This is a genomic window from Streptomyces sp. NPDC054956, assembly GCF_053609185.1.
This window is the reverse complement of record NZ_JBSGXB010000004.1, coordinates 56,409-72,005: the sequence shown is the minus strand read 5'-3', so window position 1 is coordinate 72,005 and position 15,597 is coordinate 56,409. Positions and strand designations below refer to the sequence as shown.

18 protein-coding genes are annotated in these 15,597 nt (G+C 68.2%); all 18 read right to left on the bottom strand.

Features of this window, described 5'->3' with window-relative positions:
• Positions 1-8: 8 nt before the first annotated feature.
• Positions 9-872, bottom strand: coding sequence for a phage distal tail protein (locus tag ACWGDE_RS01805; protein WP_453386975.1), 864 nt, complete (start codon positions 870-872; stop codon positions 9-11).
• Between the two features lie 17 nt (positions 873-889).
• Positions 890-4,225: a phage tail tape measure protein gene (locus ACWGDE_RS01800; protein WP_453386974.1), complete on the bottom strand. Its 3,336-nt coding sequence runs from the start codon at positions 4,223-4,225 to the stop codon at positions 890-892.
• Positions 4,226-4,533: 308 nt separating this feature from the next.
• Positions 4,534-5,052, bottom strand: a complete 519-nt coding sequence (locus tag ACWGDE_RS01795) for a hypothetical protein (RefSeq protein ID WP_453386973.1) — start codon at positions 5,050-5,052, stop codon at positions 4,534-4,536.
• On the bottom strand, positions 5,052-5,531 hold the full coding sequence (locus ACWGDE_RS01790) for a phage tail tube protein (RefSeq protein WP_453386972.1): 480 nt from the start codon (positions 5,529-5,531) through the stop codon (positions 5,052-5,054). Before ACWGDE_RS01790 ends, ACWGDE_RS01795 begins: the two co-directional genes overlap by 1 nt.
• 61 nt (positions 5,532-5,592) lie before the next feature.
• Complete coding sequence (locus ACWGDE_RS01785; protein WP_453386971.1) at positions 5,593-5,925, bottom strand: hypothetical protein; 333 nt, start codon at positions 5,923-5,925, stop codon at positions 5,593-5,595.
• A 12-nt stretch (positions 5,926-5,937) separates the two neighbouring features.
• Positions 5,938-6,345, bottom strand: a complete 408-nt coding sequence (locus tag ACWGDE_RS01780) for a hypothetical protein (protein WP_453386970.1) — start codon at positions 6,343-6,345, stop codon at positions 5,938-5,940.
• Positions 6,345-6,731, bottom strand: coding sequence for a hypothetical protein (locus ACWGDE_RS01775; RefSeq protein WP_453386969.1), 387 nt, complete (start codon positions 6,729-6,731; stop codon positions 6,345-6,347). The genes ACWGDE_RS01780 and ACWGDE_RS01775 overlap by 1 nt, the downstream gene beginning before the upstream one ends.
• Positions 6,728-7,135 carry a DUF6093 family protein gene (locus tag ACWGDE_RS01770; protein ID WP_453386968.1) on the bottom strand — a complete coding sequence of 136 codons (408 nt, stop codon included), beginning with the start codon at positions 7,133-7,135 and terminating at the stop codon, positions 6,728-6,730. The genes ACWGDE_RS01775 and ACWGDE_RS01770 overlap by 4 nt, the downstream gene beginning before the upstream one ends.
• Positions 7,132-7,686: a hypothetical protein gene (locus ACWGDE_RS01765; RefSeq protein WP_453386967.1), complete on the bottom strand. Its 555-nt coding sequence runs from the start codon at positions 7,684-7,686 to the stop codon at positions 7,132-7,134. The genes ACWGDE_RS01770 and ACWGDE_RS01765 overlap by 4 nt, the downstream gene beginning before the upstream one ends.
• Before the next feature lie 81 nt (positions 7,687-7,767).
• Positions 7,768-8,160, bottom strand: coding sequence for a hypothetical protein (locus tag ACWGDE_RS01760; protein WP_453386966.1), 393 nt, complete (start codon positions 8,158-8,160; stop codon positions 7,768-7,770).
• Positions 8,161-8,211: 51 nt separating this feature from the next.
• Positions 8,212-9,507 carry a hypothetical protein gene (locus ACWGDE_RS01755; RefSeq protein ID WP_453386965.1) on the bottom strand — a complete coding sequence of 432 codons (1,296 nt, stop codon included), beginning with the start codon at positions 9,505-9,507 and terminating at the stop codon, positions 8,212-8,214.
• A 2-nt stretch (positions 9,508-9,509) separates the two neighbouring features.
• Entirely contained in the window at positions 9,510-9,698 is a 189-nt protein-coding gene (locus ACWGDE_RS01750; protein WP_453386964.1) for a ribosomal-processing cysteine protease Prp, read from the bottom strand.
• Positions 9,695-10,366: a hypothetical protein gene (locus ACWGDE_RS01745; protein WP_453386963.1), complete on the bottom strand. Its 672-nt coding sequence runs from the start codon at positions 10,364-10,366 to the stop codon at positions 9,695-9,697. The genes ACWGDE_RS01750 and ACWGDE_RS01745 overlap by 4 nt, the downstream gene beginning before the upstream one ends.
• Positions 10,367-10,424: 58 nt before the next feature.
• Complete coding sequence (locus tag ACWGDE_RS01740; protein ID WP_453386962.1) at positions 10,425-11,450, bottom strand: hypothetical protein; 1,026 nt, start codon at positions 11,448-11,450, stop codon at positions 10,425-10,427.
• Positions 11,450-12,871: a phage portal protein gene (locus ACWGDE_RS01735; protein WP_453386961.1), complete on the bottom strand. Its 1,422-nt coding sequence runs from the start codon at positions 12,869-12,871 to the stop codon at positions 11,450-11,452. Before ACWGDE_RS01735 ends, ACWGDE_RS01740 begins: the two co-directional genes overlap by 1 nt.
• Positions 12,872-12,879: 8 nt before the next feature.
• The gene (locus ACWGDE_RS01730; protein WP_453386960.1) at positions 12,880-14,496 is read right to left on the bottom strand and encodes a hypothetical protein; all 1,617 of its coding nucleotides are present in this window, start codon (positions 14,494-14,496) and stop codon (positions 12,880-12,882) included.
• On the bottom strand, positions 14,486-14,956 hold the full coding sequence (locus tag ACWGDE_RS01725) for a hypothetical protein (protein ID WP_453386959.1): 471 nt from the start codon (positions 14,954-14,956) through the stop codon (positions 14,486-14,488). Before ACWGDE_RS01725 ends, ACWGDE_RS01730 begins: the two co-directional genes overlap by 11 nt.
• Before the next feature lie 199 nt (positions 14,957-15,155).
• Positions 15,156-15,413: an HNH endonuclease gene (locus tag ACWGDE_RS01720; RefSeq protein ID WP_453386958.1), complete on the bottom strand. Its 258-nt coding sequence runs from the start codon at positions 15,411-15,413 to the stop codon at positions 15,156-15,158.
• Positions 15,414-15,597: the final 184 nt, after the last annotated feature.

Sequence of the window (15,597 nt, the reverse complement as noted above, 5' to 3'; positions counted from 1 at the left end):
TGGCCTCCTCACATCCAGGCAGAGCGGCAGGTGCCGGTCAGCAGCGCGGTCGGTTCGTAGACAGGGGAGGACCAGGAATAGGTGACGCTGGACCCTGCGGGGACCTCTGGCCAGGTACCGGAGAAGTAGAGGCGCCGGCTGGCGGTGCCGTTTAGGACGACAGTTCGGGCGGCGCTGTCGATGACCAGCACATCGCCCGCCTGCAAGGTGGCGCCGTAGGCGATCTGGGTCACGGCCCCGCCAGGCAGAGCGGCGACGACCGTCGGCGTGACAACCGGGCCGGTGATCGTCAGCGTCGGCCGTGTCGCTATAGACCCGGCGTTGGAGAGGGTGATCGAGCCCGAGACCATCGTCGTGGAGATGGTGATCGGCAAGGTGATCGGCAGCGTCAGGCCGCCGGTCACGGTCGGCAGCGCGGTGGACTGGGACTGCAGAGTGGTGCTGTAGCGGCGCGGGTCTGCGGCCGTGACCAGTAGGGAGTACTGGGCGATCCGATCCGTGATCGGCCGCAGGAGTGGCGAGCCAGATCGCCGCACCGTCGCCCGCTTCGGTGTCGTCTCGTACACGGTGAGCGTGGTGTCCGTGAGGGAGCCGGCCGCTATCAGCTGCTCCATCGCCGTGTCCAGGGCAGTGATGTCGGCGGCTTCGATCTTGCCCGCCAGAGTGATGGGGCGCTGGTTCAGGTAGACCGGAGCGGCCCAGGCGCCGTGGTCAGCCTCGCGAAGCGAGTACTCGGCGCGCTGGTCTGGGCCGTCCCAGCCTTCCAGTGTCTGCAGGTGCCAGGCCACGCCGGCGGCATCGACCATGCCGAGCGAGATGCCGCCGAGGTCGACCCGTCGTCCGCCGAGGCTCGCGCCGGGAATGTACGGCAAGGGTGCTCACCTGCCTCTCAGTTGGTGAAGGCGAGGTGTCGCATGACCTCGGCGACCTGCTCGGCGGAGGACTGCTTCGCGCCGTTGAGCGTCACGTTGTTGGTCTTGTTGTTGGTGACCTGGCTGGCGTTGTGACTGACGCCGTACTGCGCGGCCGGGCGCGCGGTGTAGCCCGCAGTCGATAGCTGTCCAGCGTTGAGCTGGTCGAGCATGGCCACGCCGTACTGGCGCACGCTCGCTGCTCTTACGACGTACTCCCCGTTGCTGATCCGGGCCAGGATGCTGTCCGACGTTCCAGAGCCCGGGCCGCGGACCGCACCGCCCGTGGGGTAGCCGCGGATAGCCCCGCCGCCGGCGTAGCCGACCAGGCCGCCATCTCGGCGAGCCTGGATCAGGTCCGGGATGCCATTGGCGTCCGCGTCGGAAGCGGTTGCCTTCAGATAGACGCCGACGCCGATGGTCCGGCCCTGAAGCGAGTTGATCCGGGCCTGCAGGCCATCCAGGGCCTGTACCGCACCCGACGTGGGCACCGTGATCGTGACCCGGCCGTCCGGCAGCGTCTCGACCTTGTAGCCCAGCTTCGTCAGCTCGCCGATCGCGCCGGCCGTGGGGGCCGTGACGGTCACGGACTTACCTGCCGGGGTGGCGGCGATCTTCTGTCGAAGGGCCTCCATCTCCGCCGTGGCCTGAGTCGCCCCCGGTGCGCCGACCTTCGTTTCCACGTTGGTCGGCATCTTGGCGTAGGAGCTCAGCAGGCCATCGATCGCCTGCTTCGAGAACCCCGACTGCTCCATCTGGCGACGCAGCAGAACGATGTCCTGCTCGAGGACAGCGTTGCCCGCCTGAATGCTGTCCTTCTGTTCGGCGACCGCCTGAGCGTGCGCCATCGCAGCCTGCGCTGCGTCGAGGAAGCTCGACTTGACCTTCCGGCCAGCCTCGCTCGTGATGTCGAGGCTGCGGCCGTTCTCCTTCACCGTGTCCGTGAGATCGGCCAGCGATGCCCGGAAGGAGATCTCCTTCTCCGCCGCGCTGATCGCGACCCCATTGAGGGAGGCGAGGCTGTCCTTCAGCTTGTCGGCTTCCGAGCGGGTGTCCTGCAGCTGGTCGGCGGTCATGCTGGTTGCATCGCCGAGCTGCTTCTGCGAGCCAGCGGCCAGCTTGGCCTGCGTACTGTTCGCCGCGAGGGCGCTGTCGTACTGCGGGAGCAGCGTCATCAGCTTCTCCGCCGACGTCCCGTGCTTTGCAGCCTCGGCGGCCATCCGCTCGAAGTTCTTCGCGGCCTCATCGGTGGCGCCGCCCGATACGAGGCCGGCGAGGGCTTCGTCGAGGGCTTTGATCTTCTCGCGTGCCGCTTCAAGGCTGGGGCCGGCGTCCGCGTTGGGGTCGAACGTGCTGAAGAAGTCCTCGACCCGATCGAGTCCACCCGGGTGGGCGATGCGGGCCACGGCCTCGCCGACCTTGTCGAGATTCTTGCCGAAGAGCCGGGCCATCTCGCCCGACGTGTTGCCCTTCTGGGCGAAGTCCACCAGCGATTCAGCCAGGCGGTTGACGTTGGGCGGGGCCTCCCGGAATCGCTGGGACAGCTTGTCGATTCCGTAGGCGATGGCTCCGAGCGTCGCAAGGATGACCGTGAGGCCTCCGATGCTCATCAGCGCGGCGCGGGTACGGGCGGCCGTGACCCCCAGCGCGACCAGCTCGGCGCGGACCGCCATGATGCGGGGCAGCATCAGAAGCAGGCTGGAGCCGACGAAGCCGAGAACGCCGACAAGCCCCGCGAGGATCGTCACGTTGGACTGCAGGGCGGGTGACAGCTGGTTGTACCAGTTCACCACTCCCGCCAGAGACTGGGCCATCTCGCGCAGGATCTTGTTTCCGGAAGAACCCGAGGTGATCAGGGCGGTCTCGAGGGCGCCCTTGAGGCGTTCCAGGTCGCCGGACAGGTTGTCCGTCATCGTGGCGGCGACGCGGGTGGCGTACCCGGCGTCGTTGACGGCCCCGACCCACTGGTCGATGCCCTTGCCGCCAGCCTCGTAGAGGACCGTCGCGGCACGCACGGCATCGCTGCCGAAAATCGTAGCCATGGCTGCGTTCCGGGCTTCCGGCGTGAGTTTCGAGAAGGAGGTCTTCATCATGTCGGCCAGGGCCGTCAGCCCGATGAAGTTGCCGGAGGCGTCGTAGGCCGAGAAGCCGATCTCGTGCATCATGTTGGCGGCCTCTTTGGACTGCGGCACCAGCCGCTGAAGCATGACCTTCAGCGAGGTACCGGCATCCGAGCCGACGAGGGCATTCTGGGCAAAGAGGCTGAGCGTGCCCACGGTCTGCTCCAGCGACAGCCCGGTCTGCGAGGAGAGCAGGGCTGCCTGCCGGAACGCCAGGCCCATGGCGTGCACGTTCGTCGCAGACTTGCCGGCTCCGGCGGAGATGACGTCGGCGATGTGTCCGACGTCGCCGCCTCGCAATTTGAAGGCGTTCATTGCCTGGGCGCTGATGATCGCGGACTCGCCGAGTTCGAGTTGCCCCGACGCGGCAAGGTCCAGGCTGCCCTTCAGGGCTCCGCCGATGATGTCTGCGGTCGAGATGCCCGCGCGCGCGAGTTCAGCCTCTGCGTTGGCTGCCTGCGTCGCCGAGTAGACCGTTGCCTGGCCGGCGGCCAGAGCGGCCTTCGACAGCGCCTTCATTTCGTCGGCGTTGCCGCCGGTGACCGCGCGGACCTCGCTCATGGCCTTGTCGAAGCGAGCTGCGGCGGCAGCAGCCAGTCCGAAGACCGCCACGAGGCCGAGGGACGCCGCGCGGACGGCCTTCAAGGTCTTGGTGGAGCTGTTGGCGACCTCCACCATGCTCGTGCCGACGGAGTGCGCCGCGAAGCGCATGCCCCCGCCGATCGCCGCGGCCGCCGACGACCAAGCGGATGCCAGCCGGCCTGCGTCAGCAGCTGCGGCAGCACGTGCCGCCGCCGATACCCGCGTGACCGCTCCGCCCGCGCCAGTCCACTGCCGGGCGGTCGTCGCGGCCGCCGCCGTAGCGGCGGACGCCACGGTCGTCATGCTGGCAGCCGCCTGGGCGGCGCCTACGCCGACCTGGTTCAGCGCGGCCGTGCCGTTCGCGCCAACCCGGCGCATCTGCGCCTCGGACACGGCAGCAGCACGGTTCATTGCCCCCGCGGCCCGTGCCCCCTGCGTCTCCGCCGCGCGCGCCATGTTCTGCAGGGCCGCCGACGACGAGTTCGTCGCCGCCCGCATCGACGTCTCGATTTGCCGAGAAGCCACCTGCGTGGCCCGCGCTGCCTGCTGCGTTGCGTTGATGTACGGGGTGGCGGTGCCAGTCAGCAGGACCCGCACGGTGCGAGTGGTCACGGGCTACCCCCGTCTCGTGATCGCAATGTGCAGCCCCTTGGCGTCGCCGCCGGATTCCTGGTGGGCGTGAGCCTTCCGGGCGCCAGCAGCGCAGGCGTGGCAGCGGAGGAGGGCGACGTCGTACTGGAACTCGCTTTCGGCGGCGCTCGCTTCAGACCACGGCTGGCCGCAGTCAGGGCACGAGTCCCGCTCAATCTCGGCGAGGGCCAGAGCCCAAGCCCGGTCCTCGTCGAGCCAGAGCGGCTCGCCAGTCGCCACAGCACGCCCCATGAAGACGGACCGCGGCACACCCCAGGCCCGCGCGGTCTCTACTTCGCGGCGATGATTGAGTCCAGGATTCCGGAGGCGTTCAACGAGAAAGGGATGCCCGTGGCCTCCACGTTTGCGTCGTAGGCACCCTGCCAGAGGACGTCACGCTGCCCGGCGTTGAGCAGCTCGAAGAGCTCGCGGACCTGCTCGACCGACATGACAGGGTCGACCGAACAGGCCGCGATCAGAGCGGGGGCGAACGTCTCCGGGTCCCACGCCTGCCCCTTCTCCTTCGCGGGGTGTGCGGCATGGAGGTCACTCCACTCGCGATCGCCCAGCGCCTGGAACCGGAACTGTGTCTCGCTCGCGCGCACACGCTCCCGCGCGGCGTGAACCTGCTCCGCGAGCTTGGCCCGCGGGTCAGATGCGGCGAGGCTGTCGGGCTGCCAGGCGTCGCCGAGCTTGGCGAGCTGCGCTTCCAGCCCCTCCAGCTCGGCAACCGCGTCCCCCGCCAGGCAGAGGAAGACAGACTTCTGCCGCCGCTTCGCCTTCTTGAGGATCTCTGAGATATCGGGCATCAGGCCACCGTCGCGGCAGTCGACGGCGCCGACGTGACCCGCATCGGAGACATGAACTTCATGACCTCGTTGGCGGCGGGGCTCGAGTTCGCCGGCTCGCCGCAGGTGATCGGGTAGACCTCGCACTTCTGGGAGGCCGCCCAGGCGGTGGCGTAGTCCACGCCGCGGCGCACGATCAGGTAGCCGGATACGCCGTACTTGAGTGTGGTGTACGGGAGATCCTCGCCGCCCGTCGAGCCACGCTTGAAGGTCACCTCGACGTCGAAGCCAACGCGGCCGACAGTCTTGGTGTCGAACGTCGAGGCCAGGCTCGACGTGTCGACGTCCGCCGTGGACGGGTCCAGCTTGAGCCCGTCCGGGGTGATGCGGGTCGTGAAGTCGGAGCCGGCATTCAGCTCGGTCGTGGTCGGTGCAGCGATGTTCGCGATGGACGACGCCCAGACCACCCGGGTCTTGCCGTCGCTGATGAGGTCGGACATGGGCCCTCCAGGGCATGAAAAAGGCCCCGTCCAGACGGGGCGAGCAGGACGCGGGTGAAGGTCAGATGACCAGACTGGCGACGGTGACGCTGGTCGTGCTGGAGTACGTGATCGAGGCACTGACGCCGTCGGCCGCGCTGGCGAAGAGATCGGCGGTGATCGGGCCGATCAGCTTGTCGCCGGTCGTCGCGGGCACCGTGACGACCACGTCCGCCGCGAGCTGGCCGCGGACCCTGGCCGTCGAGGTGAGCGTGACCGTCATGCTGCTGCCGTTGGTGTTCTTGACGTGGAGGAAGGACCGTTCGCCGCACGTCACCGTGGTGGACGCGGCGGCAGCCGAATAGGTCGGGGTCAGGCCGCTCAGAGCGACGACCTGCTGCGCGAGGAGCGCCATGGGAATCTCCGATCAGGACGTGGACTGCAGCCGGTACTGCACCGGCAGGAAGTAGAGCGGCGGCGAGACATCGTCATCGCGCTGGATCGACGGCCCGCCCAGTTCTTCCGGACGCCAGGCCGTGCGGCCAGCCACGGTCAGCGGGGCGTGAAGGGCCATCCGGGTGCGCTGGGCGGCCCACCGGCACTTCTCCGCTGTCGGGCCGACGGTCGTGACCTGAAATGACAGGGCGAAGTTCGTTCGCTGGTCGGCGAGGGACTCGGGGAGGGATTGGCCTGGATCGAAGTAGACCGTCGCGTAGATGCCCGTCGGGGGGATCGATCCGGCAGGAGGAGCGCCGCCGTCCCCCACAACGAGACCCGCGGTGGTCAGGGCGGCTATGACCGCATCGACGTGGGGTTTGATGTCCGGGGCCGCCACTACAGCGCCCCGAGTCGCTCGACGATCGCAGCGACCTGGGCCGCGAATCGCGGCTCCTCGGCGAGCAGGGCGCGCCCGCCATCGTTGTGCGGCCCGTTGTTCACCGAACCGAATTCGAGCAAGTTGCCCAGGGGCCCTTGCGGTTTGTCCTTGTCAGGGCCGATCTCAGCCTGCGCGCCGCCCGGGATCGGGGTGACGTCATAGCTGATCGAATTCGGGTACAGGCGAGCATGACGGCCCGCGCTCGCGCGCGCGTTGGCCCGCCAGTCGTTCTTCACGTTGAGCGCGCCCCGGGTGACCGCCGCAACCATGCCGCGCTCGGCCTCCGGAATGTTGCGCTCGAGGACCACAGCAAGCTGCACCAGCTCGCGCACGTCTGCTGTCATGACCGGTCCTCCGCGGTGATTCGCCAGGCCGTAGCCGTCGAGCTGAACTGGAGACCCGTCACCCACAGACGCCGGCCGACCATCCGGGCGTCCGGAGACGCCGAGACGTCTATGAGGTCGCCCACGGCCGGGAGCTGGTTGACCGTGGTGTCCCACGGGACGGACACCGTGTACTCGCGAAGCGTCACGTTGGCCTCGCCGGCATCGACCTCTTCACCGCGGGACTGAGCCGCCGGCTTCACCCGGGCAGGACCCGTGTACATGACCGTGGCCGGTGCCGGAGTGTCCGTTCCGGTGGTCCAGTTGAAGCCGTCGGCTCCTGGCCGGTACAGCGAGATCGTCTCCCGTTGCAGCTCCAGAGCTGCGAGCCGGCCAGCAGCGAGTGCGGCCTCGAGGGCGCTCACTGCAGCACGACCGAGAATGCAGGCCTGCGATACGAGCGCAGGTCTTCCTTGTGCGACTTGGACAAGCGGGCGCCGCCGATGGACTCGGAGGCGAACACCTGCCGGTAGTCGTCGATGGACACCTCACGCAGGTTGCCGGGGTTCGACAGGTTCATGGTCGCCAGGTCGAGCACCACGTCCACGATGTCATCAGGCACCTCGTCGTAGCCATGCGAGTAGGTCACGCGCACCTTCGGAGTCCACACCCCTTGGGCGCGATTCCAGGGCCAGCCCATCAGCCGAGTGGGCGCCTGCCAGGGGTAACCGCGGGTGAGCTCGTTGCCGAGCCGGGAGTAGTCGCGCCCCTCGATTGCGGTCCACTCGATGCCGCTGAAATCCGCGACCTCGATGACGGTCAACAGGTGGCCGTCGTCCACGACCAGCGGGTACTGCGGAAGACGCAAGACGCGCTCGCCGCCTGACAGCTCGAGGGTGTCGTCGGCCGCGAAGGTGATGTCCTGCCGGGTGTAACGGCGGACCCGGGCTGAGGCCCGCCTCAGCGCCAGATCCATGGCCTCCGCAGACCCTGAGGCGCCAGCGGCAGCGAGGTCGGCCGCCGTGGCCAGCGGGGGAAGTGCCACGACAGCCTCCCCTCACTCGCCGTCGGCGTCGGCGAGCTTCTCGAGCTGCTTGACCAGCGTCGAGCGCGGCTTGTCCTTGGCCAGCTCCGCGGCGAGGGCTGCTGCTGCCCGCTCGGAGTCCTCGCCGACCCAGGCGAGAACGTCGGCTGCAGTGGCATCGATGTCCAGTTCGGCGTCAGACGGGAAGCTGTCCGCGTCGGGGCTCTGGCCATCGTCGGAGTCTCCGTCGTCAGCCTCCCCCAGTTCCTGGCCATGGGCCTTGGCGTCATCGTCGAGTGGTTCGACGTTGGCGCCGGTCTCCAGGAGGTGCAAGGCGAGTCCGCCCTTGACTTCCTCGCCGGCTCCGACCGTCGCGATTCCGTAGTTGTAGTACAGGCTGAGCGCCTCGAGCGCCTTCACGAGCATGGTGTCTCCTTCGAGCAGCCGGGACGGATCGCGTCCGCCCCGGCGGGGCGGTTAGGCGTGCTCGAGGACCACGGCGCGCTTGAAGAGGGCAGCGTCGCTGTTGGCGAGGCTGTCGGACGGGACACCGTAGTCGCCGACCCAGGACCACGAGGTGGACAGGGTCTGCTGCAGGCGGTCCTGCGGCGGGCGAACGATCCGCGCGACCTGGACGCCCGGGGCGGCCTCGATCATCGCGATGTCCGGGACGTCATCCACTCCCGTCCCGCGGAGCAGATCGCCCATCCCCTCGAAGGGGGCTGCGACCAGGGCGCCGGCGCCGCAGACGATCGGCCGGTGCACGGTGACCGTGCCAGCCGAACCACCCAGGAGAGTGGGGCACTCGTTGTTGCGGACCCAGTCGATGCCGCCGAACCGGCCGATGGAGAGATCGGTGTAGATCGGGGAATCGACACGCCCCTGCAGCGCCTGCTTGAAGTCCGAGTCGGAGAACAGCTGCCCCTCCGTGTCGGGATCGATGTGGGCGACGTAGTAGCCGTTGACGGTCGGCACGTTCATCTTCCGCAGGCGCGTGACCGCGCTCCTGAACATGGCGAACGTGACGGTGTTGGAGCCGGTCAGGTCGTAGACGGTGTCACCCGTCGGCCGGATCGTGGTCGGCGCGTTCGCAGCCACGATGTAGTCGCCGGCGACGTCCACTCGCGTCGTGCCCAGCGTCAGCGTGTTGCCGGACACGCCGGTGACCGTGTTGGCGACGCCCTCGATGGTCACGGTCAGCGGGTTGGATGCGGAGACCGCGGTCGGGACGCCGTTGACGAGGACGTGCGTGAAGCCCGCCGAGGACTGCACGATCATCGACGTGTCGGTGGACGCCGCGGTGGTGCACCAGGTTCGGCCGCCCGCGTAGGCGTTGTACAGCTTGTTCCGGGCGATCTGGTTCAGGGACTGCCCCGCGTTGATGCCCAGGGTCTGGACGTCGGCGAGGAACTTGCTGGACAGGGCCATGGCTGATGTCAGCATGTTCGTGTCGACGGCCTGGCCGTACTGGTCCATCGTCACGGACCACTGCTCGATGCCGTAGGTGGCCGCCGAGGTGTCCGATCCGGTGATGGCCGTGGTGACCGGGGTCAGGAGGCCCTTGCGGGTCATGGTCTTGGTGTCACCGAGGCCGCCCTGCCACGGCTCGGGGTCGGCGAGGGCCGGGAAGATGAACTCCGGCCGCAGGGCCTCCAGGAAGACGCGGTCGAGGATGCCGTTCTGCATCATCGCGCGAATCGCGGCGGGGACGGTCGACCGCACATCGTGACGGCCGAGCTGGAACCACGGCCGGGCCGCAGTCAGTGCGTACATGTCTACTCCTGGGTGATTTCGACGGACACGAGGTCCGGGTGCTGAAGGGCGACCTGCTCTAGGCCCAGCAGCGCGGTTTGGGTAATGGCCGACACCGCGGCGCAGACCCGACCGGCCTCCGCGTGCTCCTCGTGGCCGTCGACCTCAATGGAGGTACGGCCGCCGCCCAGGCGGGCCCGGATGCGGATCAACGAAGTCGGAATCCGGGAACGGACTTGGCCAGTTCGGCCTGAAGCTCGTCCCGGGACGCGGTACGGAAGTCGGCGGGCGGATCGTTGGGCCGCGGACCCTGGCCCGGATCGGGCTTGGGCGCGGGCGCCTTGGGCGGCGTGGCCTCCTGGCGGCGCAGGTGGGGCTTCTTCTCCAGGAGGGCGGCAAGGTCGGCGGCGATGGCGTCGGTGTCGATCTCTCCGTCGTCGCTGGAGTAGCCGCTCAGGTCGAGGAAGGCAGCTGCATCGTCCGGGTCCGCGAAGTCGGCGGCTGCCGCCTTGACCTCTGCGGTCACCGCACGGCGGATCGCCCTGGCCTCGCGCTCGGCCGACTTCTGCGCCTTCTCGGTGGCCTTGTCGAGCTCCGTCTTGTCGCGGTCCTCGAACTCAGCGACCTTCTTGGCCAGGTCGTCGGCGCGCTTCTTCTCAGCCGCCGCGACCCTCTTGGCTTCGGCCTTCTCGGCCTTCATCCGGTCGAGGGCCTGCTTGCCCTTGTCGCCGAGCTGATCGGCGCCTTCCGGCTCCGGATCGGCCGGCTCGGGATCTCCCTGAGGCTCCGGCGGGGCGGCCGGCTCGGGGTCGTCGTGGCGGTCCAGCCGGAACCACGCGCCATGGGCAGCGGGCAGCCAGCTCTGTCGGGTGTTCTGCATTGATGTGCTCCCGTTGCGGGACGAGGCCGACGCCTTGCGCGCCAGCCTTGAAGGTCGGCTAGGTCAGATAGCCGAAGCGCCGAAGCATCGCGATGGCTTCATCGCGGCTGCTGGCGAGCTTGTAGATCTCCTCTGGGAGGAGACGTGGGGTGCGGAGCTGGAAGCCCCGCCCGGAGGCGGGCACTCGGCCGCGGGCGATGGCCGCGGCCCGCTCGGCGCGGTAGAAGGCGCCGGCGCGGGTGACGCCTTCGCGAGTCGCGGCCAAAGTCCGCCTGTAGGCGTCGGCGGTGTACATACCGCGCCTGGAGTTGACGACAGACGACATCGAAGAGCCGTCGCGGATGGCGCGCGCCCCGGCCGCAGTGAAGATCCGGTCCTGCTCAGCGGTGGAGAGCCCGCGGAAGTAGGCCTTCGGGTCGAAGGCGCCCGGGTGGTGCCTGCCGCGCTTGATCAGCTTGGCGGGCATGTGGACGCAGTCGCACTTTGGATGCCGCTGAAAGCCTGCGTTCCACCCGAATTCCTTCCCAGCCAGGATGATGCAGCGGGCGCAGGCGGGCGGATTGACCACCCTGATGTACCCGTTGATCGTTCGGCTGGCCGTGATGGCGACGCCCGTCGCGCCGCGGCCAGCGTCTGCGACCTCCGAGGCCGCCATGCGCAGGAGCTGATTCAGCCCCCGCATCATCGACTCGGTCTCGTCGAGGCCAGCAGCGATCGACTCCTTGGTCGTGATCACTGGCAGGTAGAGCAGCGAGTCCAGCGGGCGCCCATCGGCGGCGCGGCCCGCGAAGGCGGCGATGCGGACCTTGCCCGAGACATCCGGGATGTCCCCCTCGGCGGCAGCCACAGCGCTGACGTACTCGTCGGAGCCTGAGGCCGCAGCAGCCTGCCCCAGGGCGACCGTGCGCACGATCTCAGGGCCGACCAAGGACTCCCACGACCCGGTGAGGTCGCGTCGGTCCAGCTCTCGCCACAGAACCTGAACCCTGTCCGCCGTCACGCGAGCCTGCCGCGCCTGGGTCACGTAGTAGGCCTGTGCAAGTTCCTCCGGCGACAGGCGGCGCACCTGCGTGGGCGTACCCATCAGGCCGCCACCGGATCAGGCTCCAGCGCGACGGGATCATCCGGAGGAGGCTTCGGGCCAGCGTCCAGGGCCGCCAGGTCGCCGGCCAGGATCCGCTGCATGGCGTCCTCGGCAGCCTCACGGTCCTGACTCTCCATACGTGCGATCTGGGCCTGCGTGTACCCGAGGTCTTCGCGGGTCTGCCGCAACGGCACGATCTTGGCCGTGAACTTCTTGACCGCGGCGTCCGCGACTTGCGCCACGGTCGGCGTCGAAGCGTCCCGCCACAAGGTCTCAAGGGCACGCGCCCTCGGATCCCACACGCCGTTCCTGATACGGAGCACCTTGCGGTTGACCCGCTCCCAGGTGCCTCCGTCTCCGCGCTGTCGGCGCTCCGCACGCTTCACCAGCCGCGTCTCGGAAGAGCGGATGGCGTCTGCAGAAGCCGGGTTGTCGGTGGCATAGCCCATGAAGTGAGGCGGCATGCCGGTCAGAGACGCGACGAGCGTTGCAAGCTGCTTCAGGGTCTCGTGGAAGTTCGACAGGGACGCCTCGTTGAACTGAATGACGTCCGCGCCGTCTTCCTTCCTGTTCTTCTCGGTCGCCCACATCCGGCCGATGATGCGCGAGAAGGCACTGACCCGACGCCCGTTGGCATCGACGAAGTCTTCCTCACCGAAACCGAAGGCGACACGCCTCGGCGTCGCGTGATACTCGGCGGACACCATCATGTCCGTGGCGATCTTGCAGGCTGCGTCCGATAGCGGGATGACGTCCTGCAGTTCGCTCGCCCCGTCCGGGCACTTCAGCCGCGGCCGGTTCGCGAGCACCTCGACCATGACCTCGCCGATCCCGTGATCGTCCCGGGCATGCTCCGGATCCTCGATCCAGTCGCCTCGTTCCTTCACCCACCAGGACGTTGCGTTCGGCCTGTACAGGGCCACGTGGTCGACCTTGCCGGTCTCGGACTCCTCGCACCAGCGCTTGATCGCCGCAGTGACTTCGCGGGTCTGTGGATCGCGCTCGGCATGCATATCGAGGGGGCTCTCCACCGTGATCAGCGGCGTCTCCTTGTCGTCGGCGCGGCTGCCAACTACCACGTAGGCGCGGCCCATTACGAGCGCATCCAAGTGCCCCTGCTGGGATTGGCCGTCCATGTCATTGGCCTGCCAGATCCGCCACAACTCCGCATCCGCCGACGGCTCGCCAGGGAAGCGGAAACCCTCCACATCAAGACGCTCCTCGAGGGAGTCGACGACCAGACGTGGCCAGTTGATGACGACCTGTCGGACGGTCTCCTGGAGCTCGGCTTGCAACTCGGGTGCCATGTACGACAGCGGCTGAGTGCCTTCGTAGTAGGCGTTCAGGCGCCGGAGCTCCGGCAGTTCCTTGTCGTGGCACTTGATCAGATGGGTGAGCCACTGCAGATCCGTGCGCTCCACGGCTCACCTCATCTCATGATCAGCATCTTGGACTTCTTCCGAGGGCGGGCCTGGCCGGCGGCCACTGCGTCACCGGCGGCCTCATGGGCGAGGATGCTCGGGATAGCGGCGTCGATCTTCTGGGAGGGGCTGGCCTTGCCGAGTACGTACCGGCCGCCCGTCCGTGCCGCTTTGCGCGCATTCCTGACGTGAGCCGCAGTCGTTACGCAGCCGTCGTGCCGGAAGGCCGAGTCGGACTTGTTCACGTCCGTCAGCAGACGCTCGGCCGCGGCGTGCATCTGGACCGTCCGGTACGTGTACCAACGGACCACGCGCTTCTCGCCGTACTTCTCGGCAGCGGTGTCGATCTCGGACTCCCAGTAGGGCGGGTCCGCGTACAGCCGCACCACCTGATACCGGGCAAACACCTCGTCGATCGCCGCCATGACCTCCAGCCGCGGGACCTGACCGCCATAGTCGGCCGGATTCCAGACCGTCGGCAGCTGATCCGGCCCAAACGTCGGAGTGAACTGGTATCCATCGAGGGTCTCAAGCCTCAGGGCCGTCCAGTCGTCGATGTCGGAACCGTCGAAGCCGCCCACGACCGCTGTACCGTCCGGCACCTCGCGCGGCTCCGCCAGGGCGTCCCAGGCGTCGCCGTTCATCCAGGAGCCGGCGCCGTACACGATGCGGTTCCCGAAGAACCTCTCCGCCTGGTCTGGGTCCTTCTCCATCAGCTCTGCCGCTTCGGCCTCGATGGCGTCGAGGTCAACGTGAGTGGAGCCCTGGTAGACGTACCGGTGGATCCGGCGACGCTCGGCCTTGTTCTTGTACGACAGGGATGCCGGCGGGACTCGATGGAAGCGGAAGATGTCCTTGACCTTCGCCTCTGACGTGCGCTGGGCGACGCTGTCCTGCGATGGATCCCAGGCGTTCGTGGTCTCCATCGTCCGGCCGCCCATGCCTGCGGCGCCGCGGCGCTGTGTCGTGGCCACTCGGTCCATCTTGTTCGCGACGGTCCACAACTGCGTCTCGTCCTGCAGGACGAACGTCACTGGATTGCCCAGTCTGGACTGGGCGCTGCTCGTAACGACGTCGATGCGGCCGTCGTTCGGCAGGCGAATGAACTGCTCACCCACCCGCATGAGCTCACCGAGCGGGCCATTTCGGATCATCGACTGGAGCGGCCGGTAGACGTTGTCCGTCTGCTCCTCAGAGAACGCCGTGATCTGCACCAGCGGTGTCGGCCACGGGATGGCCATCGGCTCGCCTGTCGGATACTCGTACTGCCAGCCGCAGCCGCAGCCATAGTCCCGGCAATCGTAGACCTCCCCGCCTTCCGCCCATCCGTCGAAGATGGCAGGACCGACGCCCTCGTTCGCGCAGATCGCCGCGGTCCACGGGCCCTTGCCCGTCTTCTGAGGTGCCACGCACTGCGAGCGCCGGTTATGGAAGGCTGGCGCGAGCTGCCCGACCTGCGCCGTGGGCTTGATCCGGTAGTGGTTCGCGGTGCACCACAGCTGCCAGTCGTACATCTCGAACGGATCGCCCTTGCGGAAGCCGTCCGGGACCCGGCAATGCGCCTCGATCCAGTCGCAGGCAACCCAGAGGGTCGGGAAGTCGACGACGAACTCGTTACTCTCCATCGCCCGGAATGACCTTCAGCCTGGACCTCGACGACCGCACGGCAGGACGGCGCCCCGTTGCCGGAGGCCGGACCGGCTCATCAGCGGTGATCCGCCAGCGGTTTGCGCGCATCCCGGGGGTTGTCAGGCCCAGGGAGTCGGCCATCTGCCGCACCAGGGTCGACAGGTTCACCCGGGAGTCCATCAACTCGGCCTCCGTCAGCCGGCGCACGTACAGCGCCACCTCGACGTCCTGACCGAACCGCTCCCACATGATTGCCTGCGGCTTCCGCCACAGGTCCGCCCACAGCTCGGCTTCCCGGACGCTCTCCTCGGTCAGCGGCCAGTCAGGCGTTGCGCCCAGGCGGCCATCGGCAGGAAGGACAGTCCATTCGCCGGCATCCCGGTCACGCCGCAGGGCGTTGGGGTCGGGCGCCGGCCCGGAGCGTGCGCGTGCTCCACCCTTCGTCATGTTGATCACTCCCACTAGCCGCATTGCGCGGCGGAGGCGCCGTCACCTTGCGTGACAACGAAGATCGTCTATGAAGATCAGAACCCGGCGAACTGTTTCCAGCCCTCCCCGGCGGTACTCGCGACCAAGATCATTGGGATATCCCCCTGGGTGATCTTGAATCAATGTCACCCTGAGTCATGATGATCTAGGGGAGTTGATCTCCAGCTCAGCTCGCGATCACCACGAGGCGATCTTGCTTGCGGCTGTTGCAACCAAGGCAGGCGGTCCTGACGTTGCCGAGCGTGTGGCTGCCACCCTTGGACAGCGGCACCACGTGATCGACGGTCGGGTAGGTCGGGCTGAACTGGGAGACGCTCGGGTCGGTCAGCGCGCGGCAGAGGTAGCAGCGATAGCCGTCTCGCCCGAAGACCTCGGCTCGGTCGAAGAGATCAACCACGGTGGCACCAGCTCGTGCCGCGCGCATCGCAGCGTCGTGCGCCCAGCTGTACCCGCTCCCGCTGCTGCCTGCCCTGCCGAACTGTATGACTGCTCGACACCGGATTGAACAGGCAGGCTGCCTGCCCTTCGTGGCGCGGTGCACCAGGGTGCCGCACGCCGTGCAAGGCACGGGCCGGGCAGCGTGGCGCTGCGGCTGGTGGCGTTGGTTG